The sequence below is a fragment of the Rickettsiella endosymbiont of Xylota segnis genome (assembly GCF_964019545.1).
Lineage (GTDB): Bacteria > Pseudomonadota > Gammaproteobacteria > Diplorickettsiales > Diplorickettsiaceae > Aquirickettsiella.
The window spans coordinates 1,575,616-1,600,591 of record NZ_OZ026451.1 but is presented as its reverse complement, the minus strand read 5'-3'; the positions used below and the strand labels follow the sequence as shown (position 1 = coordinate 1,600,591).

29 protein-coding genes are annotated in these 24,976 nt (G+C 32.2%); 19 read left to right on the top strand and 10 right to left on the bottom strand.

Annotated elements, in window-relative coordinates; translation table 11 throughout:
* Positions 1–18: 18 nt before the first annotated feature.
* Complete coding sequence (locus AACL18_RS07265; RefSeq protein ID WP_339050291.1) at positions 19–819, bottom strand: Dam family site-specific DNA-(adenine-N6)-methyltransferase; 801 nt, start codon at positions 817–819, stop codon at positions 19–21.
* Between the two features lie 179 nt (positions 820–998).
* Here AACL18_RS07265 and AACL18_RS07260 point away from each other — a divergent pair, with 179 nt between their 5' ends.
* A complete protein-coding gene (locus AACL18_RS07260; protein ID WP_339050289.1) occupies positions 999–3,251 on the top strand; it encodes a hypothetical protein in 2,253 nt (750 codons plus the stop codon).
* Here the strand turns inward: AACL18_RS07260 and AACL18_RS07255 are convergent.
* From AACL18_RS07255 to hisC, 3 genes are all read right to left on the bottom strand, one after another.
* On the bottom strand, positions 3,244–4,026 hold the full coding sequence (locus AACL18_RS07255) for a class I SAM-dependent methyltransferase (protein WP_339050288.1): 783 nt from the start codon (positions 4,024–4,026) through the stop codon (positions 3,244–3,246). The genes AACL18_RS07260 and AACL18_RS07255 overlap by 8 nt on opposite strands.
* Entirely contained in the window at positions 4,023–4,577 is a 555-nt protein-coding gene (locus AACL18_RS07250) for a methyltransferase type 11 (protein WP_339050286.1), read from the bottom strand. The genes AACL18_RS07255 and AACL18_RS07250 overlap by 4 nt, the downstream gene beginning before the upstream one ends.
* A gap of 80 nt (positions 4,578–4,657) precedes the next feature.
* The gene (gene hisC / locus AACL18_RS07245) at positions 4,658–5,710 is read right to left on the bottom strand and encodes a histidinol-phosphate transaminase (protein ID WP_339050284.1); all 1,053 of its coding nucleotides are present in this window, start codon (positions 5,708–5,710) and stop codon (positions 4,658–4,660) included.
* 60 nt (positions 5,711–5,770) lie between these two features.
* Here hisC and AACL18_RS07240 point away from each other — a divergent pair, with 60 nt between their 5' ends.
* Positions 5,771–6,553, top strand: coding sequence for a type III pantothenate kinase (locus tag AACL18_RS07240; RefSeq protein ID WP_339050283.1), 783 nt, complete (start codon positions 5,771–5,773; stop codon positions 6,551–6,553).
* Between the two features lie 24 nt (positions 6,554–6,577).
* Here the strand turns inward: AACL18_RS07240 and AACL18_RS07235 are convergent, their stop codons facing one another.
* Positions 6,578–7,318 (bottom strand): YdcF family protein, encoded by a 741-nt coding sequence (locus tag AACL18_RS07235; protein WP_339050281.1) that lies wholly within the window; start codon positions 7,316–7,318, stop codon positions 6,578–6,580.
* 187 nt (positions 7,319–7,505) lie between these two features.
* On the opposite strand from AACL18_RS07235, the gene AACL18_RS07230 reads away from it, so the two are divergent.
* The 5 genes from AACL18_RS07230 (at position 7,506) to AACL18_RS07210 (ending at position 13,456) form a co-directional block, all read left to right on the top strand.
* The gene (locus AACL18_RS07230) at positions 7,506–9,392 is read left to right on the top strand and encodes an IucA/IucC family protein (protein ID WP_339050280.1); all 1,887 of its coding nucleotides are present in this window, start codon (positions 7,506–7,508) and stop codon (positions 9,390–9,392) included.
* 2 nt (positions 9,393–9,394) lie between these two features.
* Entirely contained in the window at positions 9,395–10,600 is a 1,206-nt protein-coding gene (locus AACL18_RS07225) for an MFS transporter (protein WP_339050279.1), read from the top strand.
* Between the two features lie 105 nt (positions 10,601–10,705).
* Positions 10,706–12,097, top strand: coding sequence for a hypothetical protein (locus AACL18_RS07220; protein ID WP_339050277.1), 1,392 nt, complete (start codon positions 10,706–10,708; stop codon positions 12,095–12,097).
* A gap of 13 nt (positions 12,098–12,110) precedes the next feature.
* Positions 12,111–12,500: a GtrA family protein gene (locus AACL18_RS07215; RefSeq protein WP_339050276.1), complete on the top strand. Its 390-nt coding sequence runs from the start codon at positions 12,111–12,113 to the stop codon at positions 12,498–12,500.
* Positions 12,497–13,456: a glycosyltransferase family 2 protein gene (locus AACL18_RS07210; RefSeq protein ID WP_339050275.1), complete on the top strand. Its 960-nt coding sequence runs from the start codon at positions 12,497–12,499 to the stop codon at positions 13,454–13,456. The genes AACL18_RS07215 and AACL18_RS07210 overlap by 4 nt, the downstream gene beginning before the upstream one ends.
* Before the next feature lie 7 nt (positions 13,457–13,463).
* On the opposite strand, the gene AACL18_RS07205 is transcribed toward AACL18_RS07210, so the two are convergent.
* Entirely contained in the window at positions 13,464–13,616 is a 153-nt protein-coding gene (locus AACL18_RS07205) for a hypothetical protein (protein ID WP_339050274.1), read from the bottom strand.
* A gap of 537 nt (positions 13,617–14,153) precedes the next feature.
* On the opposite strand from AACL18_RS07205, the gene AACL18_RS07200 reads away from it, so the two are divergent.
* Positions 14,154–14,606 carry an Hsp20/alpha crystallin family protein gene (locus tag AACL18_RS07200; RefSeq protein ID WP_339050272.1) on the top strand — a complete coding sequence of 151 codons (453 nt, stop codon included), beginning with the start codon at positions 14,154–14,156 and terminating at the stop codon, positions 14,604–14,606.
* 152 nt (positions 14,607–14,758) lie between these two features.
* Here AACL18_RS07200 and AACL18_RS07195 read toward each other — a convergent pair whose 3' ends face one another.
* From AACL18_RS07195 to AACL18_RS07180, 4 genes are all read right to left on the bottom strand, one after another.
* The gene (locus AACL18_RS07195; protein ID WP_339050271.1) at positions 14,759–15,295 is read right to left on the bottom strand and encodes an Hsp20/alpha crystallin family protein; all 537 of its coding nucleotides are present in this window, start codon (positions 15,293–15,295) and stop codon (positions 14,759–14,761) included.
* A 121-nt stretch (positions 15,296–15,416) separates the two neighbouring features.
* The gene (locus tag AACL18_RS07190) at positions 15,417–15,581 is read right to left on the bottom strand and encodes a hypothetical protein (protein WP_339050269.1); all 165 of its coding nucleotides are present in this window, start codon (positions 15,579–15,581) and stop codon (positions 15,417–15,419) included.
* Position 15,582: 1 nt separating this feature from the next.
* Complete coding sequence (locus AACL18_RS07185; RefSeq protein WP_339050267.1) at positions 15,583–16,584, bottom strand: Rpn family recombination-promoting nuclease/putative transposase; 1,002 nt, start codon at positions 16,582–16,584, stop codon at positions 15,583–15,585.
* Between the two features lie 91 nt (positions 16,585–16,675).
* Positions 16,676–16,894, bottom strand: a complete 219-nt coding sequence (locus tag AACL18_RS07180; protein WP_339050265.1) for a hypothetical protein — start codon at positions 16,892–16,894, stop codon at positions 16,676–16,678.
* A gap of 145 nt (positions 16,895–17,039) precedes the next feature.
* Between AACL18_RS07180 and AACL18_RS07175 the strand changes: the two genes are divergently transcribed.
* From AACL18_RS07175 to AACL18_RS07125, 11 genes are all read left to right on the top strand, one after another.
* The gene (locus tag AACL18_RS07175) at positions 17,040–17,381 is read left to right on the top strand and encodes a hypothetical protein (protein WP_339050264.1); all 342 of its coding nucleotides are present in this window, start codon (positions 17,040–17,042) and stop codon (positions 17,379–17,381) included.
* Positions 17,374–17,853, top strand: a complete 480-nt coding sequence (locus tag AACL18_RS07170) for a hypothetical protein (RefSeq protein ID WP_339050263.1) — start codon at positions 17,374–17,376, stop codon at positions 17,851–17,853. Before AACL18_RS07175 ends, AACL18_RS07170 begins: the two co-directional genes overlap by 8 nt.
* A complete protein-coding gene (locus tag AACL18_RS07165) occupies positions 17,831–18,661 on the top strand; it encodes a PD-(D/E)XK nuclease-like domain-containing protein (protein ID WP_339050262.1) in 831 nt (276 codons plus the stop codon). The genes AACL18_RS07170 and AACL18_RS07165 overlap by 23 nt, the downstream gene beginning before the upstream one ends.
* Positions 18,662–18,674: 13 nt before the next feature.
* Positions 18,675–19,463, top strand: a complete 789-nt coding sequence (locus tag AACL18_RS07160) for a hypothetical protein (protein WP_339050261.1) — start codon at positions 18,675–18,677, stop codon at positions 19,461–19,463.
* 331 nt (positions 19,464–19,794) lie between these two features.
* The gene (locus tag AACL18_RS07155; RefSeq protein ID WP_339050259.1) at positions 19,795–20,262 is read left to right on the top strand and encodes a helix-turn-helix transcriptional regulator; all 468 of its coding nucleotides are present in this window, start codon (positions 19,795–19,797) and stop codon (positions 20,260–20,262) included.
* A 23-nt stretch (positions 20,263–20,285) separates the two neighbouring features.
* A complete protein-coding gene (locus tag AACL18_RS07150; RefSeq protein ID WP_339050258.1) occupies positions 20,286–20,711 on the top strand; it encodes a hypothetical protein in 426 nt (141 codons plus the stop codon).
* Positions 20,712–20,735: 24 nt separating this feature from the next.
* On the top strand, positions 20,736–21,458 hold the full coding sequence (locus AACL18_RS07145) for a hypothetical protein (RefSeq protein ID WP_339050256.1): 723 nt from the start codon (positions 20,736–20,738) through the stop codon (positions 21,456–21,458).
* Between the two features lie 30 nt (positions 21,459–21,488).
* Positions 21,489–22,061: a response regulator gene (locus tag AACL18_RS07140; RefSeq protein ID WP_339050255.1), complete on the top strand. Its 573-nt coding sequence runs from the start codon at positions 21,489–21,491 to the stop codon at positions 22,059–22,061.
* A 96-nt stretch (positions 22,062–22,157) separates the two neighbouring features.
* Positions 22,158–22,829, top strand: a complete 672-nt coding sequence (locus AACL18_RS07135; RefSeq protein ID WP_339050253.1) for a response regulator transcription factor — start codon at positions 22,158–22,160, stop codon at positions 22,827–22,829.
* A complete protein-coding gene (locus tag AACL18_RS07130; protein WP_339050251.1) occupies positions 22,826–23,917 on the top strand; it encodes an MFS transporter in 1,092 nt (363 codons plus the stop codon). Before AACL18_RS07135 ends, AACL18_RS07130 begins: the two co-directional genes overlap by 4 nt.
* A gap of 134 nt (positions 23,918–24,051) precedes the next feature.
* Positions 24,052–24,969 carry a hypothetical protein gene (locus AACL18_RS07125; protein ID WP_339050250.1) on the top strand — a complete coding sequence of 306 codons (918 nt, stop codon included), beginning with the start codon at positions 24,052–24,054 and terminating at the stop codon, positions 24,967–24,969.
* The last annotated feature ends 7 nt before the right edge of the window (positions 24,970–24,976 follow it).

The following is a 24,976-nucleotide window of genomic DNA, read 5'->3' as shown; positions in this document are numbered from 1 at the left end:
AAACGCTACAAAAAAGAGTTAGGAGAAAATAGCCAATAGTTCTTTAGCTTTTTTTCGTTCTGATCCTTTACTGCTAATGTTGCGTTGCACTATTAATGAAATAATTGTTGCACCTGTATAAATTTCACGAGTAAATTCTGTATCATGATTGGAAATTATCACTCGAATACCATTCGCGGCCAAATTTCTTGCAGCACTTGCTAGGCAAATATGTTGGGTATGACTAAATCCTTCAGACGTATATTGTGTAAAATTTGCAGTTTTAGATAATCCAACATAAGGAGGATCGCAATATATTACATCTCCTTGCTTTACATATTCTAGTGTAGACAAAAAATCTCCATGAATAAATTCCGCTCTTTTTGCATGCACATAAAAATATTGCATTTCCTTCTCAGGAAAATAGGGAGTTTTATAGTAACTAAAAGGAGTATTAAATTCCCCTTTTCGATTAAATCGAGCCAATCCATTGAAGCAATGTTTATTTAAATATAGTAATAAAGCAGCTCTTTTACGATGTTCTTTACAATCATTAAATAAACGACGTAAACGATAGAATTCCTCGGCAGTATTAAAATTATTCTGAAAAAAAAATCGACAATAATCGATAAAAAATTGACCTTCTTGTTGCAAATATTTATATAAGTGAATTAAATCAAGATTGCTGTCACCTAATACATAAGTAGGATATGAAGTGTTAAGAAAGACAGTAGCAGAACCTAAAAAAGGTTCGACTAAACGATCAGTTTTAGGTAAGTAGAATTTAAGTTTATCGATAATTCGATGTTTGTTTCCTGCCCATTTCAAAAAAGATTTCATATTTAAGCAAAGTCTAATCGAAATTGGCTATTAAAAAAAGATTGGGCTGTATTTAATCAGGTTAAAAAATTTTAATTTTTCAAATTATGATAATTAAATTTAAAAAAATAATATATACTAAACAAAAAAATATTTAAAAATTGACTATTGTAATCCACTAAATTCCAGAAGGAGCTCTTATGGTTGATCAATTTTCCATTGAAAAAAAACATAATCAGGGAATAAAAACAACATTCGAACTTGGTGGAAATGCTCCTAGTATTCCTAGAAGGTTAGAAAGACAAATAAGTTTATCGGGACCGAATTCAGAAGGGGAAAAATCGCTATTAAAAAAAGATCCAAGTTGGTTAGTGAGCCCTAAAACAAAAATCCCTGTTTTTAATAGTTGTCTCTGTTCTTTAGATGAACTGGTAGCTACACCTTCTATAAATGTAAGTGTGATTGAAAGTGCATGTGATAAAGATTTTAAGTTTTTTGATGCCATTAATAACAGTAAATTTGTAGGGTTGATCGATGGCGGATTGGTAGTTCTTGGTGTATGTGCCAGTTTTATAAACATTTATGTAATTAAATATTGTACATTGCGTGAAGCAGAACGAAACAGTAATTATTTTTATTTTTATCAATTGTCTAAATTATTTAATGAAGAAATTAAAAAGAAATTAGATAAAATTGATCAATATAAGAAAAATTCTGACTATCCAATTACTTATCCGCATTTAATAACAGCAGCGCATTTTAATCCTAATGATATTCCAAAAATTGCATGCTTTAGACGACGTTTATTTGCTTCTAAAGAGGAAAGAAAGCAACTTAATGATTTAAATGAATTGTTAAAAAAATATTCTAACGAAGAGATACTTAAAATAATTTCAGAACAAGTTTGTGGACTATTAAATCATGAAGTAGGATTGAATATTGTTAAAATTAAAGAAGATAATAATAATTGTACTATTGGCTTGACAGAAAATTATGCAAAAAGTTTTTTTAATCATGTATATCCTTTAATAGCGGCTAACGCAGAAACCACTTTAAAAGAAATAAAACGCGATAAAAGGTATAAAAGAATTATCGCCAGTATTTTTTCTGCCTTAGCTCAGAGTAGCTTTATTTACTGGATTTTACTGTTTATTTTTTATTTTATTCCAATTGCTCCAGTTGTTACGGCTGCACTGATTTCAGTTATTCCGTTAGGCATAAGCTTATGCGTTGCTTTACCTTTGTTGCTAATTATTAATCTTATCAATACCAATCAAACATTCAACATCAACCAAAATATGAAAAAGGAGACAATAGAAACACAACATAAAGACATGCTTGAAAAAAAAATAGTTCTTTTAACTAAACAAATTGTATTTTTAAAATTTCAAGAAAGAAAAGCTGCTAGTTCAACTGTAGTATTAAAAAATTCATTATTAATGAAAAAATTACAAGCGGTGATTAATAATCGTCGCTATAGCAAATACCATGCCATTTGTTTAGGTTTTCTTGAGGGTTGTTTTTTACCTTTATTTTTGGGATGGGTATTCTTCGATGCAACAAAAGTTATTCTTACCTATGCGTTGTGTCCTTCGACAGTAGCTTTGACCAGTTTTACGCCCATAGGTTTAGTAGTAACTGCAATTATTACTGGAGTAACTCTCTTAATAGGTATGAGTTATGGAGTTTATTTGGCAGTCAAGGCAAAGAAAGCCCATGAAAAAAGGTTTGATGACTTGGAAAATAAGATAAAATTATTAGTAGATGAAAGAGGAAATACAAAAATATTACAAGAAGACTATGATCGGATGTTACGTCGTTTTAGTGATGAAAAACCCTTTTGGACTAACATTAAAAAAGGTTTAAATCGATCCATGACAATTATTAAACGCTTGGGCACTGGCAGTTTGGTTTTTCGGCTGGTTATGTGGGGGCCTATAACCTCTATATATGCTGCAATTGTTGCTTCAAGTGCGGTGCCAGCTTTTTTTCCAATCATATTAATTGTGGGTACAGCGCTAGGGGCATTAGCTATCGCATCGTGGTATTTATTTGCTTACAATCTTGAAAGTAAAACTACACAAGTTGAAAGAGTAATGGAATATTTTGTCCAAAGCGAACAACTTATTGAGATTAATAAAGAGTTGTCAGTATCATTGCTCGAAAGTTTAGAAACACAAGAGTCAAGCCTTGAAGTATTAATGTCCTCATCGAAAAATTTAGTTGTATCTGAAAATGATACGCCATTTAGAAGAGCTGAAATTTCACAAGAGAATATTTCGTCTGCTAATGAGGATAGTAACTTAGAAAATATTGATGAAATGACAACTCAAACTGAAACTGCTAGGCAAAGAAGTAATAGTGCTTCGTGTTCGCATGGACTATTTAAAGTTAATCATATTGGAGAATACCATAAATCGGGGCGTTGTTTAAGCCCGGCAATGGTTAGTTAGAAAAATGAGTTAAATATACATCAAAACGGTGTTGTTTACCGAATATACTATGATGGGGTTTTATTTGTGCTAAATACCTAGATAATCGAGACCTTTTTACTATAACACGTCGCTTTGCACAGGTGAGTGCTAATTTCAGTAAATTAGGTGCATCATTATCTTCCCCTACAACGTGTCGAAGAAAGCGCATTTCCTTTTTTACTAAAGCAGATTTAGTAGAATGAGGAAACATTGGGTCTAGGTAAATAATTTCAGGAGATAAATGCATATTGGAAGTTATTTGCTTTAAGTAAATAAGTGCCTCGATTTTTATTAGTTGAACCGATAAAGATAGAAATTTTGGGTGAACTAAAGCGCGTTTTAGAGCATCCTCCAATAAAAGAAAAATTATCGGTGAACGTTCTAATAAAGTGATGGGACAACCTAACTGCGCTAAAACAAAACTATCGCATCCAAGTCCTGCTGTCGCATCTAAAACTACCGGTTTAAAATTAGGTTTTAATCCAATTGCTCTAGCCAACAATTGCTTTTGATTTTGAAGATGGTTTAGCCGATAAGCTAGTTTTCCTTGAAGAAAATCAATTTTTAATAAGCCGAGTTTTTTTTCGACATCCTCTAGATATAGACCCGTTGGACTCAAAGTTAAAAGATAATCAAATTTTTTACTTTCAAGATAATCTATATAGGGTAAGGAGTTATTTTTTGCTAACTCTTTTGCTGCAGATAATAAACAAATTTCACTACAAGTTATTGCAATAGAAAAGTTAGTGTTCATTCGTGTCTAAATACGTCAATACGTGCTGGAGGTAAATTTTGCCATACCCATTGTTGATGGACCAATTTTAGCTGCGGGGCAGGGCATAAGGGTTTTCCCCACAAACTGTAGGTATATTGAATATATAACCCGCCTTTTGTTAAAACATGATTAATTTGAATACCAATTTTTTCTACAATAGAAGGTGATAAAGTGCGTAAGGGCAAACTCGAAACGATAGTTTGTATAGGTGCAGAGGTAGATTGATTAATTAACTTACCTAACTGACATGCATCTCCTTGAATAATTCGTAATTCCGGAAAGCGTTGCATTAAAAGTTTAGAAAGTTTTGCAGATCGTTCAATTACGATAAGCTGACAAAAGAGCCCTTTTTGGTTTATTAAAGCAGCTGTTATAGCCCCTGTCCCAGCCCCCAGTTCGACTACTAATCCAGAATTATTTGATATTTGTTGAGTTAAACGATTAGCAAGTTTTTTTGAGCTAGGAAATAATGCGCCTACCATACTAGGATGCATGACAGCCTCATAAAGAAATAGAGTAAGTGCCCTCATTATTGTTATCCTAAAGTTTATTTTTTTTAATTGTCCAAAATGTATTTTAAATGAAAAATGCTTATCTAGATAGCAAAGTCTTATTCTGTGCTAGATTTAAGTATTTTTTCCAATATGCTTAAAAAGGATTTATTTTGCGTATATGTACCGATAGAAACGCGTAAAAAACTCGGTAAACCATAGTCATGTAACGGTCTTACAGATACTCCTTGTGACAAAAGCAGTTGACTGATAGGTAAACTCGGTGATTTCAAATTTACACATAGAAAGTTTGCAAAAGAAGGTAAAACTTCTAAGCCTAAATTTTGTAAGCCTTGGAGGAGTTGGGAGTACCCTTTTCTATTCAACAAATGGGTTAAATGAATATGAGCTTGATCTTTGAGACTAGCTTCTGCTGCTGCTAGTACAATCGCGTTAATTCTAAAAGGTAAAGAGCTATGATTCAACATACTGGCTATCTTTAGCTCACTTATGGCATATCCTAGCCTCAAACCTGCCAAGCCATAGAACTTGGAAAAGGTCCTAAGGATGATTAAATTAGGATACTGGGCTAAGAATTGAATGCTATTAGGATAGTCTTCGGTTTCAACGTATTCAGCATAGGCCTCATCTATAACGACGAATATATTTTCAGGAAGATGTTTCAACAGATATTGCAGCTCTAATCTATTTATATAGTTACCAGTGGGATTGTTAGGGTTAACGATGAAAACTACTTTGGTCATGGGTTCAATGGCTTCTAGCAAGCTTACAGCGGAGAGACATGAATGCGGATTTTTAGCTATTTTAAAACTAATATTAGCGTTTTTTAGGACTTTTGAAATCCCTGTAAAGCAAAAATTGGGGATAACAGCTGAATTTAAAGGTCCTAAGATCTTTTTGACAATAAGTTCCAATAAGCTTTCTGAGCCATTACCTAGTGTAATATTTTCAGCGAGAATACCTAAATGGGTAGACAAAGATTTTTTTAAATAAAGTCCATGACTATCTGGATAGCGATGGCACTTAAGCATGGCCTGTTGACCCGCAATGATTGCAAAAGGGCTAGCGCCAAGAGGGTTTTCATTTAGATCGAGCTTTATAATTTTAACAATTTTTTCTGTATCAAAAGTGGAGTTTTTGTTTGAAGACATTGTCTTTGGCCAGGCTTTTTAAGTATAGTGTGTCTATTTATAAATAATATTAGGTCAATTATGTTGTTATGTTTGGATGTAGGTAATACACATATGTTATGTGGAGTCTTCTCCAAAGATAAGCTTATTTTGCGTTTTCGCTATGCTACTCCTTTATTGGGGACAGCCGACCAATTCGGAATTTTTTTAATAAATATACTTAAATACAATAAGCTAGACCCTTTGAAAATCAAAGCGGTTGCGATCTCTTCTGTGGTGCCAAATTACGATTATACGGTGCGACATAGTTTTTTCCAATATTTTAAAGATGCTGATTATTTTATCTTACAGCCCGGCGTTAAAACTGGTTTAAATATCCGTTGTAAAAATGCAAATGAAGTGGGGGCTGATAGGATAGCCAATGCCATAGGAGCGATTGCTATTTTTCCTGAAAAGGCATTGATTGTTGTAGATATGGGCACAGCTACGACTTTATGTGCTATTACCAAAGATCGCAATTATTTGGGCGGCGCTATTTTACCTGGATTAAGACTTTGCATGGAAGCCTTAAAAAATAATACCGCTAAATTGATGGCTGTGGACATAGAAACTCCAATAAGTTACATGGGTAGAACAACGCGCGAAAGTATACAAAGTGGTCTTTATTATGGGCATTTAGGAGCACTTAAAGAAATTATTTTAGGATTTAAAAAAGAAGTTTTTTCTGGTGAAGTTGTTAAGGTTATTGGCACAGGCGGCTTTGCACAGCTTTATGAAGATACCGGTTTATTCGATACACTTATTTCAGATTTAGTTTTACAAGGTTTGCGAAAAGCATATGAATCTAGCCAAATAGAAAAATAATAGGGTTGTAAATTTCTGCTTGAATTATTTTTTATTCCAGCCCAAAAAGTTATAAATATAAAAACGAAGTATTCCTATATATTCATGAATTGCAAAATCATTCATTGCAAGATTATATCCTAATGGATATTTAGCAATAGGGATGGTAATAAAATCTGAAGCGACGGGTTTAGGATAAATGTTAAAAAAAGAAAAATATAAAAGTGCGCGTTTCAAAGCTAATCCAGAGCTAACTAGTAAAATTTGTTCATTATAATGCTTCTTTAAGAGATAGCTTGAAAACCTAGCATTTTGAAAAGTATTTTTACTTTGAGTCTCCAATAGAATATCTTTTGAGTTGATTCCTAAAGATAATAAATTTTCTTGATAGGTTTTTGCTTCTGATTTTCCATTATTCAATGGATCCCCACCACTTATTAGTATATGGCAGATTGCATTAGTATTTTTACATTCACGATAAATGATTGCAGTTTGCGAAATTCTTGAAAATGATAATATGCTGGGTTTTATTTGATTTGATCTTGGACTTTTACTGGTGCCTGCACCTAATAAAATAATAATATTCGTTTTTTTCCAGTTGATAGGAGGAGTTTGACTATAAGGTAGTTGTAAGTTGTGTAATAAATAAGCAGGGAAAAAACCATTGCCGATAAGAATATAACTTGTAATTAAAACTGTTCCAGTTACTAAACTGGTTTTTCTAAAATTAAATAGAATGAATAAAATGCATAATAGCAATAGCAGAAATAGAAAAAACGTTGACATATTAATTTTACTTACCGTTAGATAATAGAAAGCATAGATTAAAAGATAAAAAAAACAAAATAGTTCGATTGGAATTCTTGACTCAATTCTAAAACCATGAATAATAGCTAGCTTAATATATTTTATTGGAAAATTTAGTGGTCAGATACTGCTTAAATAATCTGATTTGGATTCTAAGGGAAGAATTATGCATGTGATCGACAGGATTTCTGCGCAAGAAATAAACTTTAGTGAACAATATAAACTTTACTCAAATACTAATAATCTTTCAATCGGTGAATGTATTTCTGAAGTAAATAAACATTCTTTAAAACAATTACTATTGGCATTTTTACGTGAAGGTATTTTTTCTTATCATTATCAAAACGCTACGGTAATTTTTGATCTTCAACATTCCAATTATTTTATATATGTTACTCGTGTAAAATTATTTTCATTATTGAGATTTACAAATTTTGATAGTTTAATTTTAAAACACAAAGCCACATCCTTAAAACAAACGATTACTGATCCTTTAAAATTATTAGATATTGTCAAAAATGAATTAGAAAATATTTTAGATATGGATCAATGGTCAAAATTTTATAAAGAAATTGCTAATAATTTACAAAATTCTTTACTTTCTACTTGGAAGAAATATAGTGTAAATACTTTGGTAGATCGAAGTAAAAAAAAATCTGATCTTCAACTCAATAATTTATTAAAATCATCAGAAATTGCTGTTAACAGTTCGCTAAAATTTGAACAGTCAGTATTTAGCGGACATCCTTATCATCCGTGTGCTAAAACGAAGCTTGGTTTTACTATCGAGGATACTATTAATTATTCTCCCGAATTTCAATCTAAAGTAGATATTCATGTAGCAGCAGTCCAAAAACAATATGTCCATATTGAATCTATGCAACAAAATATAAATTTTATTGAATGGTTTAGTAAGTATTATCCAGAAGCTTGGGTTAATTGGTTAGAAGAAATGAAAAAAAGTAACTTGGAAGTCAAGAATTACATACCATTTCCAGTTCATCCATGGCAAGTCTACTATTTTACATTTATTTCTCCCTTATTTAAAAATTATATGGAAAATAAAATTATTGTAATTTTTGATAAAACTAAAATTAAAACGAGTCCCACTTTATCATTTCGTACACTTTTGCCTATAGACAATATTAACTCACCTTATATAAAACTACCGGTTGCTGTGCAGGCCACAAGTATTGTGAGGACGTTATCGCCCATATCTACCAAAAATATGCCACGGATAAGTAATATTCTGCAAAAAATTTTGGTAACAGAGAATTATTTTTCTAGTCGGTTAAGTATATTGCCAGAGTCCCATGGATTACATTTAAAAGAACTTAGTATAGACGAGGCAAAACATTTTACTGCTATTTTTCGAGAAAATATCACTAAACATCTGGCCGAGAATGAGGTTGCTATTGTTGTAGCTGCTTTTTTTGAAAAATCCTCATTAAGTAAAACCAGTTTATTTATAGAGATCATGGAGCTATCAGGATGTTTAACTTACCATGATGCATTAGGTTATTTTCTTCATTATGCCGACCTTGTATTGGGTAGCTATTTAGATCTATTTCTACTCTATGGTATTGCTTTAGAAGGGCATCAGCAAAATACTTTGGCTATACTTAGGGAAGGGAAAATTAAAAGATTCATAGCTAGAGATTTTGATGGTATAGAAATGCATGACGAGAGTTTGAAATCAATGGGAGTTGACCTAGATTTAACGGAAAACTCACCATATTTGCAAAAAAATAAGGAGACTGTAAGAAATCAACTTTTATATACTGTTTATCAATTACATTTAGGAGAAATTATATTACTTCTAGCAAATTATTTTAATTGTGAAGAAAAACCCTTTTGGAAAATTGTTAGAAAGGTCACGGAACAAAGGTTTTATGCACTAAAGGATCGAATGTGTCCAAATATTTGGAAAAAAGAATTTAATACGATTTTGAATACTCACTGGCCAGTAAAAGCATTGCTTCGGATGAGATTAGAAAAAAATTATTTACGTGATGGCTTGTTCACCCAAATAGCAAATCCCTTAAGCATATAACTATGAAGATTGCGACATCCAATCTAGGTTGTTGTCAGCAGACCCGTTATATAATTTTTGGCCAGTTAATTATTATTGCCATGCTTGATATGAGCGATCCCTACTGGCCATTAATTATCGCTTCATACCATATTTTTCATCCCAAAATTTTACAATATTGGAGCGGTGCTATTTATATGGCCCCATTGTTAACTACAATTTTTACCACATTAATGTGGACAAAAATTGGAGAGCGTGTTGGATTTAAAAAAATGATTCTGCGCTCAGGAATTGCTTTGGCTGTAACTCAGTGGGCATTAATTTTTTTAAAAAATCCATGGGAAATTTTATTAATTAGATTACTGCAAGGAGCTTTAGCGGGTTTTACGGCGGCTGCGCAAGCATGGTCATTAAAAATGACGCCTATTCAAGCCCATAGTCGAGTAGTCGGGCGTCTACAAGCAGCCACTGCTATGGGAAGTATTGTTGGACCGATTTGTGGGGGACTGGTTTCACATTATTATGGGTATTTATGGATTTTTTTTACAGCTGGTTGCATGTGTTTATTACTTACGCTTATTTTAGCTTATTATCTTCAAGAAAATTCTACACAATCATTAGAAGTCATAGCAAAAAAAAAACAAAAAAATTTTTTTCTCCATGAAACCGGAAAAAATCTATTGCTTTTATTAATATGTGGTACCCAAATCGCTCGTTGGATGTCAACCCCTTTCTTCGCATTATATATAGCACAACAGTTACATGCTGATAATTTAGCATTAGGATTGATCTACGCTTGCATGGCTTTATCGATGTCTTTAATGACATTAACTGTAGGAAAAGCTATCGACAAACAATTCAGTTGGCATGCTTGGGCAAAACTATTACTTATTATGGCTTTAATCTTAAGTGCATTATCACAATGGGGGTTTGCCTTTATTACTAAGTTGTATCTTGCTTTTGGGCTAAGTATACTTTGGGGATTAAGTTTAGGTGTTATAGCAATAATTTTATTTAGTTTTTTATTAAGTGATATTAGTGATAGTAATAGAGCAAAAGCAGTAGGTTTAGGAAACACAGCATTAAAATTAGGTAATTTGCTCGGAATTATAGCCGGTACTTTTATACAAGCAGAATCAATACAAGTAGACGGGCATTTCATGGTAAGCTTTATGATGATAGGTTTTTTTTATTTGGTTTTGGCAATTATAGCAGGGCATTATAAATAAAATGAATTTCTAAGATCGTCAGTTAAAACTGTTTTGACTATATAATGATTTTTTTCTGAACTCAACTGAGTATCAAAATTATCGTTTTCTTTATTGAAGTTAATTATGCAAACTGATAATTTTTTTATTAGTTTGAAATGGCTATTTATTCTAGCCACTGCAAGTTTTTTTCTCTGCTTGTTCTTTCCTTATATTGGAGAAGAAGCTGTATATACTATTTCTTCCTATGAAATGTGGTATCACCATCATTATCTTTTCCCAACAACCTATGGCTTAACTTATTGGCGACCGCCACTGTTTAATTGGTTAATTATTTTTTTTGCTAACTCTATAGGTTGGCAACATATGTTAGTCGCTTCCAGACTAGTTACAGCTTTGGCGACAATTTCTACAAGTTTTATGTTAATGTCGTTAGCAAATCGATTATTTAAAAAACCTCATTTTAGTTTATTTGCAGCATTAGTTTATCTCACTAGCGATGCTTTATTTTATCATGGTTGGCTTGCTTATTCGGATCCATTATTTGCGTTTTTTGTAGTAAGTGCTATTTCCTTTTTGTGGATAGCTAATTTAGAGCAACGATATGCCTTTGTATGGCTATCTGTAATTGCCTTAATTGCTGCTTTTATGACGAAGGCATTAACGGCATATATATTTTATGTAATTTCATTTTTTTTTATTATCATTTTCGATAGAAAATTTAAATCTTTTCTTTTGAAACCAGCTAATCTTTTCGTATATTTATTTTCTATTCTTTTTTATTTTTTATGGAATATTGCATCGCAAAAAAAAACAGAAGCAGGGATGTGGATTGATATCTTTAGTAAGTTTCACACTATTTATTGGGGCGCATATATACAACAGTTGATAGTCTTCCCCTTAGAAGTTTGTAGTCGATTTCTACCAGTATCTGGACTTGCAATTTATTATTTTGTTAAGAGAAAATATGAAAAATTTAAATTTGGATGGAACCTAATACTAACATTATCAGGTATAGTTTTATTTAATTTTATTCCTTACTGGTTAGCGCCTCACACCAGCATTCGATATTTATTACCATTGTATCCATTTATTGCTTTATTATTGGCGATTGTCCTATGGAATTTGCCTAAGAGTAAACTAAAAATAATTATTATTTGGATAGCGCTAACTATTTTGGTGAAGTATGTAGAATTAGCTGCGATATATTATTATCAAATTTATTATAGGGGAGATTATACTCAGATTGCTAAACAAGTTATAATGCAAACAAAAGGATTCGCCATCTATTCAAATGATTTTGTGGCTACAGGATTAAGTGTTACAGCTGAAATCGACAGGTTAATCTTTCCTAGTCACCCTTTACAGGGGATTCAATTCGTTAAAGAAAGAAACTATTTTGTAATTAATGATAAAATTGATTCTAAATTAGGTAAATTATATAAAAAAATTAAGTTAGGTAAACAAGGAACATATCTTTATTTATTATGCCAAGGAAAAGCGTGTTATTTGCACTAGTTATTGCGAATTTATGAAAACTATTACTAAACAATTTTCTTGTTTTTTTATTGTAGGTGCACTATCAGCATTAATTCAATTTTCAATTTTAATAGATTTTGTTGAATTTTTCCTTATAAAACCAATTTTAGCTTCTACTTTAGGTTATATTGCGGGAGCCTTAATTAATTATACTTTAAATCATTATTTTACCTTTAAAAGTAGTCTATCGCATAAAAAATCAATAGTTAGATTTGCATTAAATTCCTTGTTCGGACTTCTTCTTAACTTTTCTTTAATGAAAATTTTGTTAACTTATTATTCTTATATTATAAGTCAAATTTTAGCATCTGGAGTTATTTTATTTTGGAATTTCTTAATACATCGATATTGGACTTTCGGCTCAAAAAGAAATGTTCCATGACAAATAATGAAATCTTTCCTATATTTCTTACAGTGATCATTCCAGTTTATAATGAGCATGAAGTGTTAAAAAAATTTCATTCTCGTCTTAATTCAGCTTTAATATGTATTCATAAACCTATTGAAATCTTATATATAGATGATGGGAGCCAAGATGTTTCTGGAAAAATTATTATACAATTAAAAAAAAGTGATTCACGCATTTCATATTTGGCTTTAAGTAGAAATTTTGGTAAGGAAATTGCTTTAACAGCCGGTTTAAATTATGCGCAAGGCGAATTTGTTATTATTATGGATGCAGATTTGCAACATCCCCCTGAATTAATCCCTAAATTTATTCAAGTTGCCCAACAAGGATATGATATCGTTTATGCTAGACCGATAGATCGTCAGATCGAATCATGGATTAAAAGAATGTTAACCCATACATTCTATAAAATAATCAATTCAGTAGCTAATATTCACATTCCAAGCCATGCAAGTGATTTTCGTCTATTAAGTCGTCGTGCAATTGAGGCAATAAAAAAAATAAATGAACAACATCGTTTTATGAAAGGTTTATTTGCATGGGTTGGCTATCCCCAAAAAAGCATTGATTACAAAATGGATGCGCGTTTTGCTGGAAAAACTAAATGGAGTTATTTAAAATTATGGAATTTTGCGATAGAAGGAATAACTTCTTTTACAATTATGCCACTTAAACTGGCTAGTTATTTGGGGTTAATTACAGCTTTTATTGCATTTCTTTATGGGATTATTATTATTAGCAAAACCATTTTATTTGGTGACTCTGCTAGAGGTTATCCTTCTTTAATGGTGGTTGTTTTATTTTTAGGTAGTATACAATTATTTAGCTTAGGTATTATTGGCGAATATTTGGGAAGAACTTTTAATGAGACGAAAAACAGACCTCTTTATTTCATAAAGAATTATTTTCCAAATAATTTTGATGTTTGAAAATGAGCTATTTTTTTTTGGTTTTACCCTTTTTTTTTCGTGCCATGCTATAAGCAATTGCTACGGCTTGTTTTTGAGGTTTTCCGGCTTTAATCTCTTTTTTCACATTAGTTGAAAACCCTTTAGAAGTATTGGCGGCTTTCCCTTTAATAAGAGGCATAGAATCTCCTTAGATAAAATAATATATTTTTATTTTAGTCAAAAAAAATTGGTAAACAAGTTAGAAAATCTTACCGAATTAATGGAGCATAATTTATATTCATAGGTATGAGATTGATCAGAAAAATATTTTAAATATTTTTTCTGATGGTGGGCCGTGATGGGATCGAACCATCGACCAATAGATTAAGAGTCGAAAACTTTCATCGTAAGTTATTGAAAAAACAACATTATTATAAACCGGACGATCCTTACAAATGTATAATAATGTCTATCTATAAATTGTTCAGTCGCGCAAAAGTCGCGCACAGACGATTCTTTTTTTCAGATTTTCGACCAATATGCTAAAAGCATGGCTTATTTTTACTTATTGGCCTTTAATTCACGTTTGATACTTTCAGCGCGAAGCGTTCTTTGTGCCGACCTTTATTTTTTATTAATAGTCCAATTTTTCTTTAATTGGTCTTGATTTTTTACTAGAAAATCCCCATAAAAATGATAGAGATAACTTAAAACCTAGCCACAAAGGAGGCTTAATATGACTAATTTAGCACGTTATGAATATAAAGTACCTTCCCTATTTGATTATATGAATCGAGTATTAAATGGAAGCTCATCTGATATATCATCTATCAACGATGGTTCGTTTGTAGAAACAAGTAGTTGGAAGCCCTACGTTGATATAAGGGAAGAAACCAATCGATTTCTAATTAAAGCGGATATTCCTGGAGTAGATCCCAAAGATATTGAGATTAATATGGAAGACAGTATTCTCAGTATAAAAGGTGAACGGAATACCTTTAATAAGGAAGAAAAAGAAGGATATACTCGATTAGAGAGGTTACAGGGGCAGTTTTATAGGCGTTTTACCTTACCCGATACAGCGGATGCTACTCAAATAAAAGCACGAAGCAAAAATGGGGTTATTGAAATTGAAATTCCTAAAAAGGAACAGGCATTACTTAAAAAAATAACAATTAAGGAAGAATAACTAATTTTACAAAGAACCACCTATTGTAGAGTGAACAATGGGCGGTTTTTTTAAGTATTAAACTAAAGTGATGTCTAACAAAAAATCATATTTAATGGATTAATACATTGAACCACACAAAGTATTATTTACAGATTCTAACTTAGATTTGATCAAGCTATTTCTTTTACAGGAATATCGATCATAGTTGCCAATTTATTGGTTTTTTCAATAGTAATCTGCAAAATACCACGCCTCAAAATCGCACTCATTTTGTGAGTGTTTGCATTTTCTGGCAATGTAACATGATATGAGAAATAATATGAATTAGATTCGTTATCTTTAGATTTATTATCATTTTTAGCTTGTATATATAATACCCCTTGTGAAACAGATACTCGAATTTTTTTGGGGTCGACACCCGGCAGTTCAAATAAAATTAAGAATTGTTTAGGATCTTCTTGTAACGTAAATTTATTGGAATACATTTCATTGCCAAAAAATTGCTTAAACATGACCGAATCTAAGTTCATTCCTTGCTGGAACCAAGTATCAACTGGGATAGATGAGTTTATTTCATTGTTTCGCTTAATTTGAGTTGAAGGTTCACTATTGAACATGACGGGTTTAGCAAAAGCTAAGCTTAATTTAGCGAATAGAACTAAACTTATGGTAAAAAAAATTGAAACTTGTATTATAGATTTTGACATATGAAAACCCTATATCAATTTTTTAATATTCCTTCTATAAATTTAATGTTTAGTTGAGAGTTAATTAAATTATTAATAAAATTCTCTTGATTTTCTTGTAAGCCCAGATAACTTATGAAAGTTAGACATCTTCAAGTTCAGTTAAAACTAGATCAGGCAGTTTAGTAACTTTTTTTACTAGTTCTAAAGGAAGACCTTCCGCTAGAAGGTTTTTAGCCATTTCATACCGCTCCTCTTGGCGGCCTTTCTCTATACCTAATCTTTCAAAACTTGTCACGTAACTCATCTTAAAGCCCTTCGAGCTCGAGTAATTCTTGTTCAGAAAGACCACTTGCTGATTTAATAGTAGCCAAGGAAACTTTCTGCTTTAATAAATTTCTTACCAACGCTAAAACTTCTTGGCGCCCTTGTTGTAGACCTTGTTGTAGACCTTGTTGTAGACCTTGTTGTATACCTTGCTGTTCAATTTTTTGTGCTATAGTACCCATAAACTCTTGTTTATATTCTTCTTTTAACTGTTGAGCAAAAGTCATAATTGTTTTCCTCGCTGGTTCTTCAGGGAAGGCTTTAATTAGTTCTTCAATTAAATGTTGAGCAGCCTTTGGTTCACTATCATCCTGACTCGTATTAACTATATAGTTTAACATATCCGTAAGATAGGAAATATTCAACTGTTTGATTACATTTTGTACAAACTGACTTTCAAGCAGATTCCTCATGATAGTTAAGAAATTTTTATCTCTTTGATGCTTAAAAAGCATCTCCATGAGCCCAACTAAACCATGGGTTTTGATTTCCTCATCACTGAGTATCGTTAAATCAATCAGCTTAAAGGGCCTGAAAGCGACTTCTTTTGCAAATTCTGAGTCATCAAAACAATCATAAAGAGAACTGGAATAAGGATAAGGTGACTTTTCTCCATGATATATGCAAAATGGCAAAATAATAGGTAGCTTCTTATATCCTTGTTTAAGATGCTCATAGCTTAAAGAAACAATGGCATGAAGAAAACGAAATGCCATTAATGGGTCATCAGTAGATTGGTGTTCTAATAAGAAAAACAGATACCCCGTCGAACTATTAATAAGACATTTATAAATAATATCACTATGAATCTCACGGAGCTGAGGAACAATGAAACTTTTTTCAGTTAATTGTAAAGAATGTATATCAATTTTTTGGTAAATATTTGATGGCAAATAGGTTTTTAAAAAATCAATTGCTACTTTTTTGTTTTTAAGGTTTTGCTTAAAAAATTTATCATGAGGGTGATGAATAGTAATTGTCACTTCTTGTTATCCTTATTTTGTGATTTAGTGAGAGAAGCTTATCGCAACATGTCCTAAATGGTAATAATCAATCGATATTTTAAATAAGGGATTACTTTTTTATATATTCTTTCATAAATTCTAATATAGCCTCCCTAGCACTTTTTCCTTCCTTCGCTAGTTTAGCTTTAAAATTGTTCCTTAAGTCTATAGGAACATCAAAACTCATACGAACTAATCTATTTTTTTCTTCTCTAGTGCGTTTAGCTGCTCTAAGATTCATAAAAATAAACCAAAAAAAATAAAAAGAAATTAAACTAGAATTTAACATATAATTTAAATCAAGTAAAAGAGTAAATGCTCTATTGCTTAAATACTCATCTGATGTTACAGTAAAAAAGGTAACAAAAGCGCCGATAGTAGGGACGGCAATCCCAACTACCAGCTAACCACAATCTACTTACTAGGAGTAAATCATGGCTAACGTCATAGTAGATCATTCCGCTCGAATAGAGCAATCTTTAACTGAACTTAACTTTCGAGCTTGCCAGATGGGCGAGCAAGTTCAATCCTTAGAACAGCAAGTTATTTTACAACTCAATAAATTAATCATCGAACTTGATAAAGAAAGAAATCAATCAAGGAAATTTATTCCCCTTTATGATCGAGAAAAGTTTTATCAATGGAATGAACGTTATCTAGATAAATTTAATAGAACTCTACTTAAATTATTCTTAGAAACTCGACAGTACGAAAGTCTTGTCCATAAATACCATGCTGCCATTCAGGCAATTAAGGCGGAGGTGGCACATGGTTAATCGACCCAATTTAGTACTACATAAAGCACTTGGCAACATAACTTGTTGCAGTAATGCTAAGCCTCATATGAATAATAAAAATAAACCGCTTTGGAATGATTTTAATTCTTTAATTGAACAAGCTGTGGTTCATCAGAAAGCTTCTTTTTATAGTGATCTGAATGAAGAAATGAAATGGGCTCTAGCGGTTACTGCTCTTCGTGAAAATAAAACGGAAATCTTAGATGCACAATATGATCATTTTAATCAATTAGTTGCTGATATCTTAGTAACTCGAGGCTCTTTTAAGAGTTTACGAAGGCTTTATGACGAGCTTGTTGCAACACTTATTGAATCGAAGTTTTCACAAGATGCCCATGTGGCTTATTGCATTGATCGCGCTTTAGAAAAAGAAGAAGACAAACAAGCTTCTTATGCTGCCGAAGAAACAGAAACTAAGGGAGGCTATTATGCTGAAGATTATAGTTTCTGACAAAAGCATTAAACCAGGTCTCTATGATCTTTCCATAGAAGATTACCATCGAGGTCCAGGTATTAGTCGTAGTGGTTTAATGGAGTTTAAGCGATCTCCCTATCACTATTGGTATAAGTATCTCAATCCAGATTATAAACCTGAGCCAGTAACACAGGCTCAGATCATAGGTAATGCCTTACACAGTTTAATCTTAGAACCTAATGAGTTTGAAAAACGATACTTTGTCATTCCTGAGTTTAATAAAGTCACCAAGGAAGGAAAAGAACGCTGGCAAAAGATTAAATCTGAGTTAGGCAAGAAAGAAACTTTAACTCTCAATCAATATCAAACCCTACAACACATGGCAGCTAGTCTTAAGAAGAATAAGTTAGCTAGTCAACTTATTGAAAACGCAGAGATAGAACAATCCTTATATTGGACTGATCCGGATACCGGTATTTTATGTAAATGTCGACCGGATATTTTACGTAATAATTTAGTTTGCGATCTGAAGACAGCTCAGGATGGTAGTCCACGATCGTTTCAGTATGCCGCATTCGATTATGGCTATTACATTCAAGCTGCCATGGTGAGAGAAGCAATAAAACAATTAAAACAAAAAATAATAAAAGACTTTCTGTTTTTGGTTATTGAAAAAGCTAGGCCCTATGCCATCTCTATCTATCAATTAGATGAAGCTTCCTTAGATAAGGGCTATCAAGAATTTAAAACACTATTAGTTCGTTATCAACATTGTCTAGAAAGCAATGATTGGCCTGCTTATACCATCCAAGAAGTTTCACTTCCCCGTTATGTGTTTTCTTAAATAGGAGAATAAAATGAATCAACCATTAATCAGCGATCAAGGAAAATTAGTCCGTGCAGAACTTGATATGCAGATCACAACCGCTAAAGCTTATCCAAGAAATCCAGATGATTTTATCCAGCTAGCAACTCAACTGGCTACCCAAGATTTAGAAACCGCACAATCCTGTTTTTATTGCCTCACCCGAAAAAGTCGAGACGGTAAGGTTAGTGAGATTAAAGGTGCTTCCATTCGTTTGGCAGAGATCGCAGTAGCCAGTTGGGGTAATCTCCATGCTGCAAGCCGCATTGTTGAAAATGATGGGAGAGCGATTACCGCAGAAGGAGTTGCTTGGGATTTAGAAAGAAATGTTCGTATTAGCAACCAAGTTAAACGAAGTATTATTACGACAACAGGTGCAACCTACAGCTGTGACATGCAAACCTTAACCGGTAATGCGGCAAGCTCTATTGCTTTGCGTAATGCCATCTTCAAAGTGATTCCTAAAGCATTGATCGACAGGGTATATGAGAAAGCCGTGCAGTATGCCGTAGGCGATCAAAAAACCTTAAGTACTCGTCGCAGTATGGTCTTTGAATGGTTTAGAAAACTAGGTGTGGGTCATTCAAAAATCTTTAAATACTTCAATAAAAATAGTTTTGAGGAATTCACCTTGGCTGATTTGGAGGATTTGATAGGAATTGGGACATCGATAAAAGATGGTTTTTTAGAAATTGATAAGGCCTTTGTCTTAGATGAGGAGACAACGCCCCTCAATGTTGAGGAGCGTGTCAAGAGTTTATTGAATAAAGAAAACAACTAAATCCTAACCGCCAACCCCGTTAAGGGGACACCGGTAAAGTGCGGAAACACTCTACCGGTGCCTGGCCACAACCAATTCTAGAGGAATTGAATCATGGTTACGCACAGCTTATCTCGATCGTTCGATCGAATCAAATTATTAAACCTAAATAATCTTTTTTTTAAAAAAATCAATATCCTGTTTTTGGAAGTCAAATATCTTGAGTTCCAATTAAAGGAATTCCATCTAAATTGTTATATATTCAGAATATGCGTATCCAAAATAAAAATAGGATATGCAATGTTTACCGGCTTTTTATTTTTTTATAATCCCCAAATTCCAGGGGGTTCAAATGGCTTATAGTAAGGAAAGGGAAGCTATTTGGTCTGACGTCCTCACTCGAGAAAAAGATCATTATCAATCACGTGCTCGATTATCACTAATCAAAAGGGGGATTAAAAATCCTAGCCCACTACAACTGAGATTAGAGATATTTTTTCATTCACATAAAAATTTAAATAATGACGCTTTTTTAGGGGATCTTTCAGATCATGAACTAGGCTGTATTTTATTAACTGCATGGGGGTGGGAGGCAAAAGAAATGGGAAATGTCCTTGGAATTAAAGAAGATAGTGTTCATAAATTCCGTGCCCGAGTTTCTCAAAAATTAAATGCCAAAAATATACCCAATACTGTTTATAGGGCAAGTCAAGCAGGAATTTTAGCTGTTGATAATATTGATTTTCTGCTTTATCTAAAGAAAGAAAATTCTATCCAAAAAATCAATAAAACTCACGAAATCGAAAATATTTTAATCTAAAAAAAATTAATCTTGGTGTCTTCATGGAAAAAAATAAAACGATAAAACAATTTAAAGTAGATTCTTCTTGGGACAATCGAGAGAAAGCATTGGTATTTTCTTACCGCACGGAATTTATAAAAAAATTCATTACTATTGCTGAGGATAATTTTAAATTCTTTGTTAAACCACAGCAAAGTCTGGACTCATTTATTACTGAATTACATTTTTCAAAATATCATGTCATTTATTTAGATATTGATCCTATTTTTTATAAATTGGATGAAATATTAACTGATATCAAAAATAGTAAAAATAAAAGGACTAAAGTTTATCTTATTACCTCAAATATAGAAAATTCTTACACGCTAAAAAAACGTGATTTCCCTAAAAACATTTTTCTTCTATTGGATGGAGAAGAAATCATATATCTCTCAGAAGATAGAAAATATATTTATAAAAAGTTTTAAATTTGTTACCAGAGGAAAACTAATATGACCATCGAAAATAATAATAAAACCGAAGCAATAAAAGCCTCTTTAGTGGTTCTTTTAGAGAAATTAGAAAACCAAAAACAAATTATCGCCACCAAAAAATCTTATATCATCTATATTGACGATAAGATAGCTCCCTACGATACAAAAGATAAATTAGAATTATTTAATAAAGCAACGAGTACATTAAGTAACTTAATTAAACAATTTAAATCTATCGATGATTTTAATTCGGTTAAAAAACTTAGACAAACTGAATTATTCTTTAAAAATCCTGATTTAAAAGATTTTAATTTTTTTAGTTATAAATCACTCATCGAACCTAATCTTCTAGATCACGTCAACATAGAAATAAGATTAGATAAGTTATCCAAAAAAGCTGATGATTTATACCGCCGTGGATATCGCTCAGAGGGCATCATTGTTAATGGTGTTGAAACTGAATTAAAAAAATTAAATCATTCTTATTTCGAGGAAAAATTAATTGATCTTAAGGATTACAAAATTCGAGCCTTGACTATTATTGATGAAGCCAGACCTCTATTAGAACAACATCGTGGGTGTAAGAAAATACTAGGTAATCTCCTTTTGCTTATATTCACTCTAGGAATAGCCCATATTGGCAATAAGCTTGTTAATAAGCAATTCTTCTTCTTCCGTGAAACAGAAAGTTCAAAGCAACTCAATCAACTAGACCATAGGGTGTCTAAATTAAATTATTAACTCATTTTTTTAGCAAACAAGGATAAAAACATGGAACCGGAAAAACAAAACGTATTACTTATAGAAGATGATGAAGCATGCCAAAGAATCATGACTCATTTTTTACAAAAACTTGATTACAAAGTTGATTTAGTTGATGAGGGTCAGAAAGCTGTAAAAATGGTGCAAGACAAGCAATACGATTTAATTTTAACGGATGTAAGGAACAAGGGACTCTCTGGAGATAAAGTTATTTTCTTTATACGTAGCAAGAATGATAGCAAGAATGCAGGTACGCCGATAATCGTATGGAGTGCCTTTGTCAATAAAAAAAACGAACCGATGTATTTAAATTGGGGTGCAGATGGGGCTTTAATAAAAGTTTGTAAGCTCCATGACGTAAAAAAAGCGATTGATGAATGTTCAGGGTATCGACGATATGAAAGAGAATTTTACCATAGAATAAAAATCATTAAAAAAAAGTGGCTAGAGGATGGCGGACAGGTAAATTTATTAGAAGAATTATCCAACTTACATAATCGTCAGCTTGGGATTTTGGTTGATGCTTTACAAAGTATTATTGAATATAAGCAATGGGATGACTTATCACGCACAGCTCTCTGAAAACTTAAGTACTTCAGAAGTAATAACAGAGAGTTCAAATCTCTAAAAGCCTTTAGAAGATGGCTACCCCTATAAAAATAATAAAATGAGAAAATTATGCGCATACTATTAGTTGAAGAGGGTGGAACCTCAAATGATGGGGTACAAAAGGGATTAAAACAATATGGTTACACAGTAGATCGATTGACGGATGGGAAGGTGCTATTAAGTTCAATAAAAACAGAAACATTTGGGGTTATTCTACTTGATTTAAATTTATCGAAGGTATCAGAGTTAAGTGTTCTACGTAAGATCCGTGCGGCAGGAATCACAACACCTGTACTTATTTTAATCAGCTATCAATCCGTTAAAGATAGAGTACAAGTATTAGATAATGGTGCTGATGATTATTTAACTAAACCTGTGGATTTAGATGAACTATCCGCCAGGATACGCGCGTTACAACGACGTTTTTCCAACAATCGAGCCTCTCCTTTACTAACTCATCAGGATATCGAATTAGATCCGAGTTCGTTGTCTGTCACCGCTAAAGGAGAAGCTATTAACTTCTCTCGCCGTGAATTTAGTTTATTACAAAAATTATTAGAAAATGTGGGTCATGTTGTTTCTCGTAAGTCACTGAGCCAATGTCTCTATGGTTGGGTAGATGAAATCGATAGTAATGCCCTCGAAGTGCATGTTCATAATATACGAAAGAAATTAAAAAATACCCAATTAATTCAAACCATACGTGGCATAGGTTATAGGATAGAGAAGGAAAATGTATGACCCTTAATAAAAGGATAACCCTATTATTTCCTTTGAGCTTAATTCTTTATGAATTACCTTTGTATTTATCCAATAATCTGTTTTTGCCGGCTTTACCAGAAGTTACCAAAAGCTTTCAAGTAACGAATGCTACCGCACAATTGAGTATTGCCTTTTGGTTTTTAGGGGCTTCAGCTTTTCAAGTAGTGTTAGGACCCCTCTCTGACCATTATGGACGTAAAAAAATATTATTGGGCGGAGGTATTTTATTTGTAATCGTCACTTTACTCTGTAGCTTTACTCATTCGATTCTTTGGTTTCTTGTTGGTAGGTTTTTCCAAGGTTGTGTTGTAAGCACTATTTTGATAGCTGGATACGCTACTATTCATGAATTCATGGAAAGAGAGCAGGCGGTTAAAACAATATCCTGGATGGGAAGTATTACTATTTTAGCGCCTGCTTTAGGGCCATTATTAGGGGGCTTGTTACTCCAATGGATGAATTGGAGAGAATTATTCATTGCTTTAACTACTTTTACGGCTTTAAGTTTATCTTTATTGTCTATCTATATGCCTCAGGATCGGCTTCAATTGGGGAAACTAAACCTCAAAAAAATAATTGTTGATTATCAAGTTATTATTACTAACTCTCAATTTTGGATCCATACATTAGCATTTTGTTTTTTATTGGCCAGTTTAGTTGCTTGGAATACCCTAAGTCCTTTTTATTTGATGGATTATTTAAAACTTAACCTCATTCAATTTGGCTTTGTGCAACTATTTGTGTATGGAGCTTTTATTATGGGTATAAATCTAAAAAATCTATTGATAACCACAATAGAAAAAATCATTCAGAACGGTATATTACTTACGGTAATCTTTTTTATCTTAAGCTTATGGACATTAGTGTATTTACCCCAGCATTTATATTGGGTAATGGGAAGTGTTTTGTTGTTTTGTTTGAACACAGGACTCGTTTTTTACTCATTACATCGTAAAGCGGTTGAGATTCCCAAAGCACCGATGGGAACAGTCATAGCAGTGTTTTCTACGTCAATGCACTTATTTGGATTTTTAGGTAGTTTAATGGCTAGAAAATTATATTTTTAAGGATATTTAATTCCTTTTTAGATAAAAAAATTGAATATTAATATAAAAAAATAAAATGATAAACTGAGAAAGAACTCTTACTTTGAATAAAAAAAGAGATTTTTTAATAAATTTAGAACAACAGGTATAAATTAATGATAAAAACACCAATAAAAGATAATAAAAAACCCCCTAGTTTTCGAATTGCACATTGTGGAAACTTTCCAAATTATCATTTAAATGGGATTTCCTTTCATGAGAGGAATCTTATTTATCTTGTCAGTGTAGGAAAAGAAAAGTTTGAAGATAATTGGGTTAAGCGTTTTGTTAGTTTCATAAAAGAAGTTAAACCTAAAAAAATCAATATAGTTGTTGCAGATACTTTACAGCGCTTTAATATTGAAGTAGATAAAAATATTACTCCCAAACAAGCCTTGAATGAATCCATTTATAAGGGGCAAGTTTGGGCTAATAAATATAATGCTTATTTTTCTAATCTAGATATTGATTGTAAGTTTATTCATTGGAGAACTTTAAAAGAAGATATAGACTTTCAATGTTATCTTGATGAAATTAAAAAACTAGACGAAGAAGATATCTCTTTTAAAGAAGCATTAGCAATTTCTTCGAAAGAATATACTAATCGTCCTTCCAGAGTAAATTCAGGTACTGACTGCCAAAAAGCAGAAGCAAATTCTCGTCAATTCCTAATTGAAGAATGTGCCGCCTTTCAAGTACTTGCAAAAGATAAAGATAATTTAGCAATAGTTTATCCTGGTGCTGTAACCAAGATACTCGCTTATGCTATTAAACATATTAATGAAAATTATAGAGCTAAAGAACATACTTTCCATTGGCTCGATTTAAAACCTACAAAAACTAACAAGAAAAGAAAACATGTTGTATCTGAAGAAAAAGAAGCAATTAAACCTCTTTTATCTAGAAGCCTCTCCCTAAATGAAGCTCAATTACCTACTTACCAAGATTTAAGTGAAAAAATGACTTTTTTTAGACGTCCTTCTTTACATTCATATCTCTCTGACGAAAAACCAAGTAAGTATATCCGTATTTAAAGGAAAA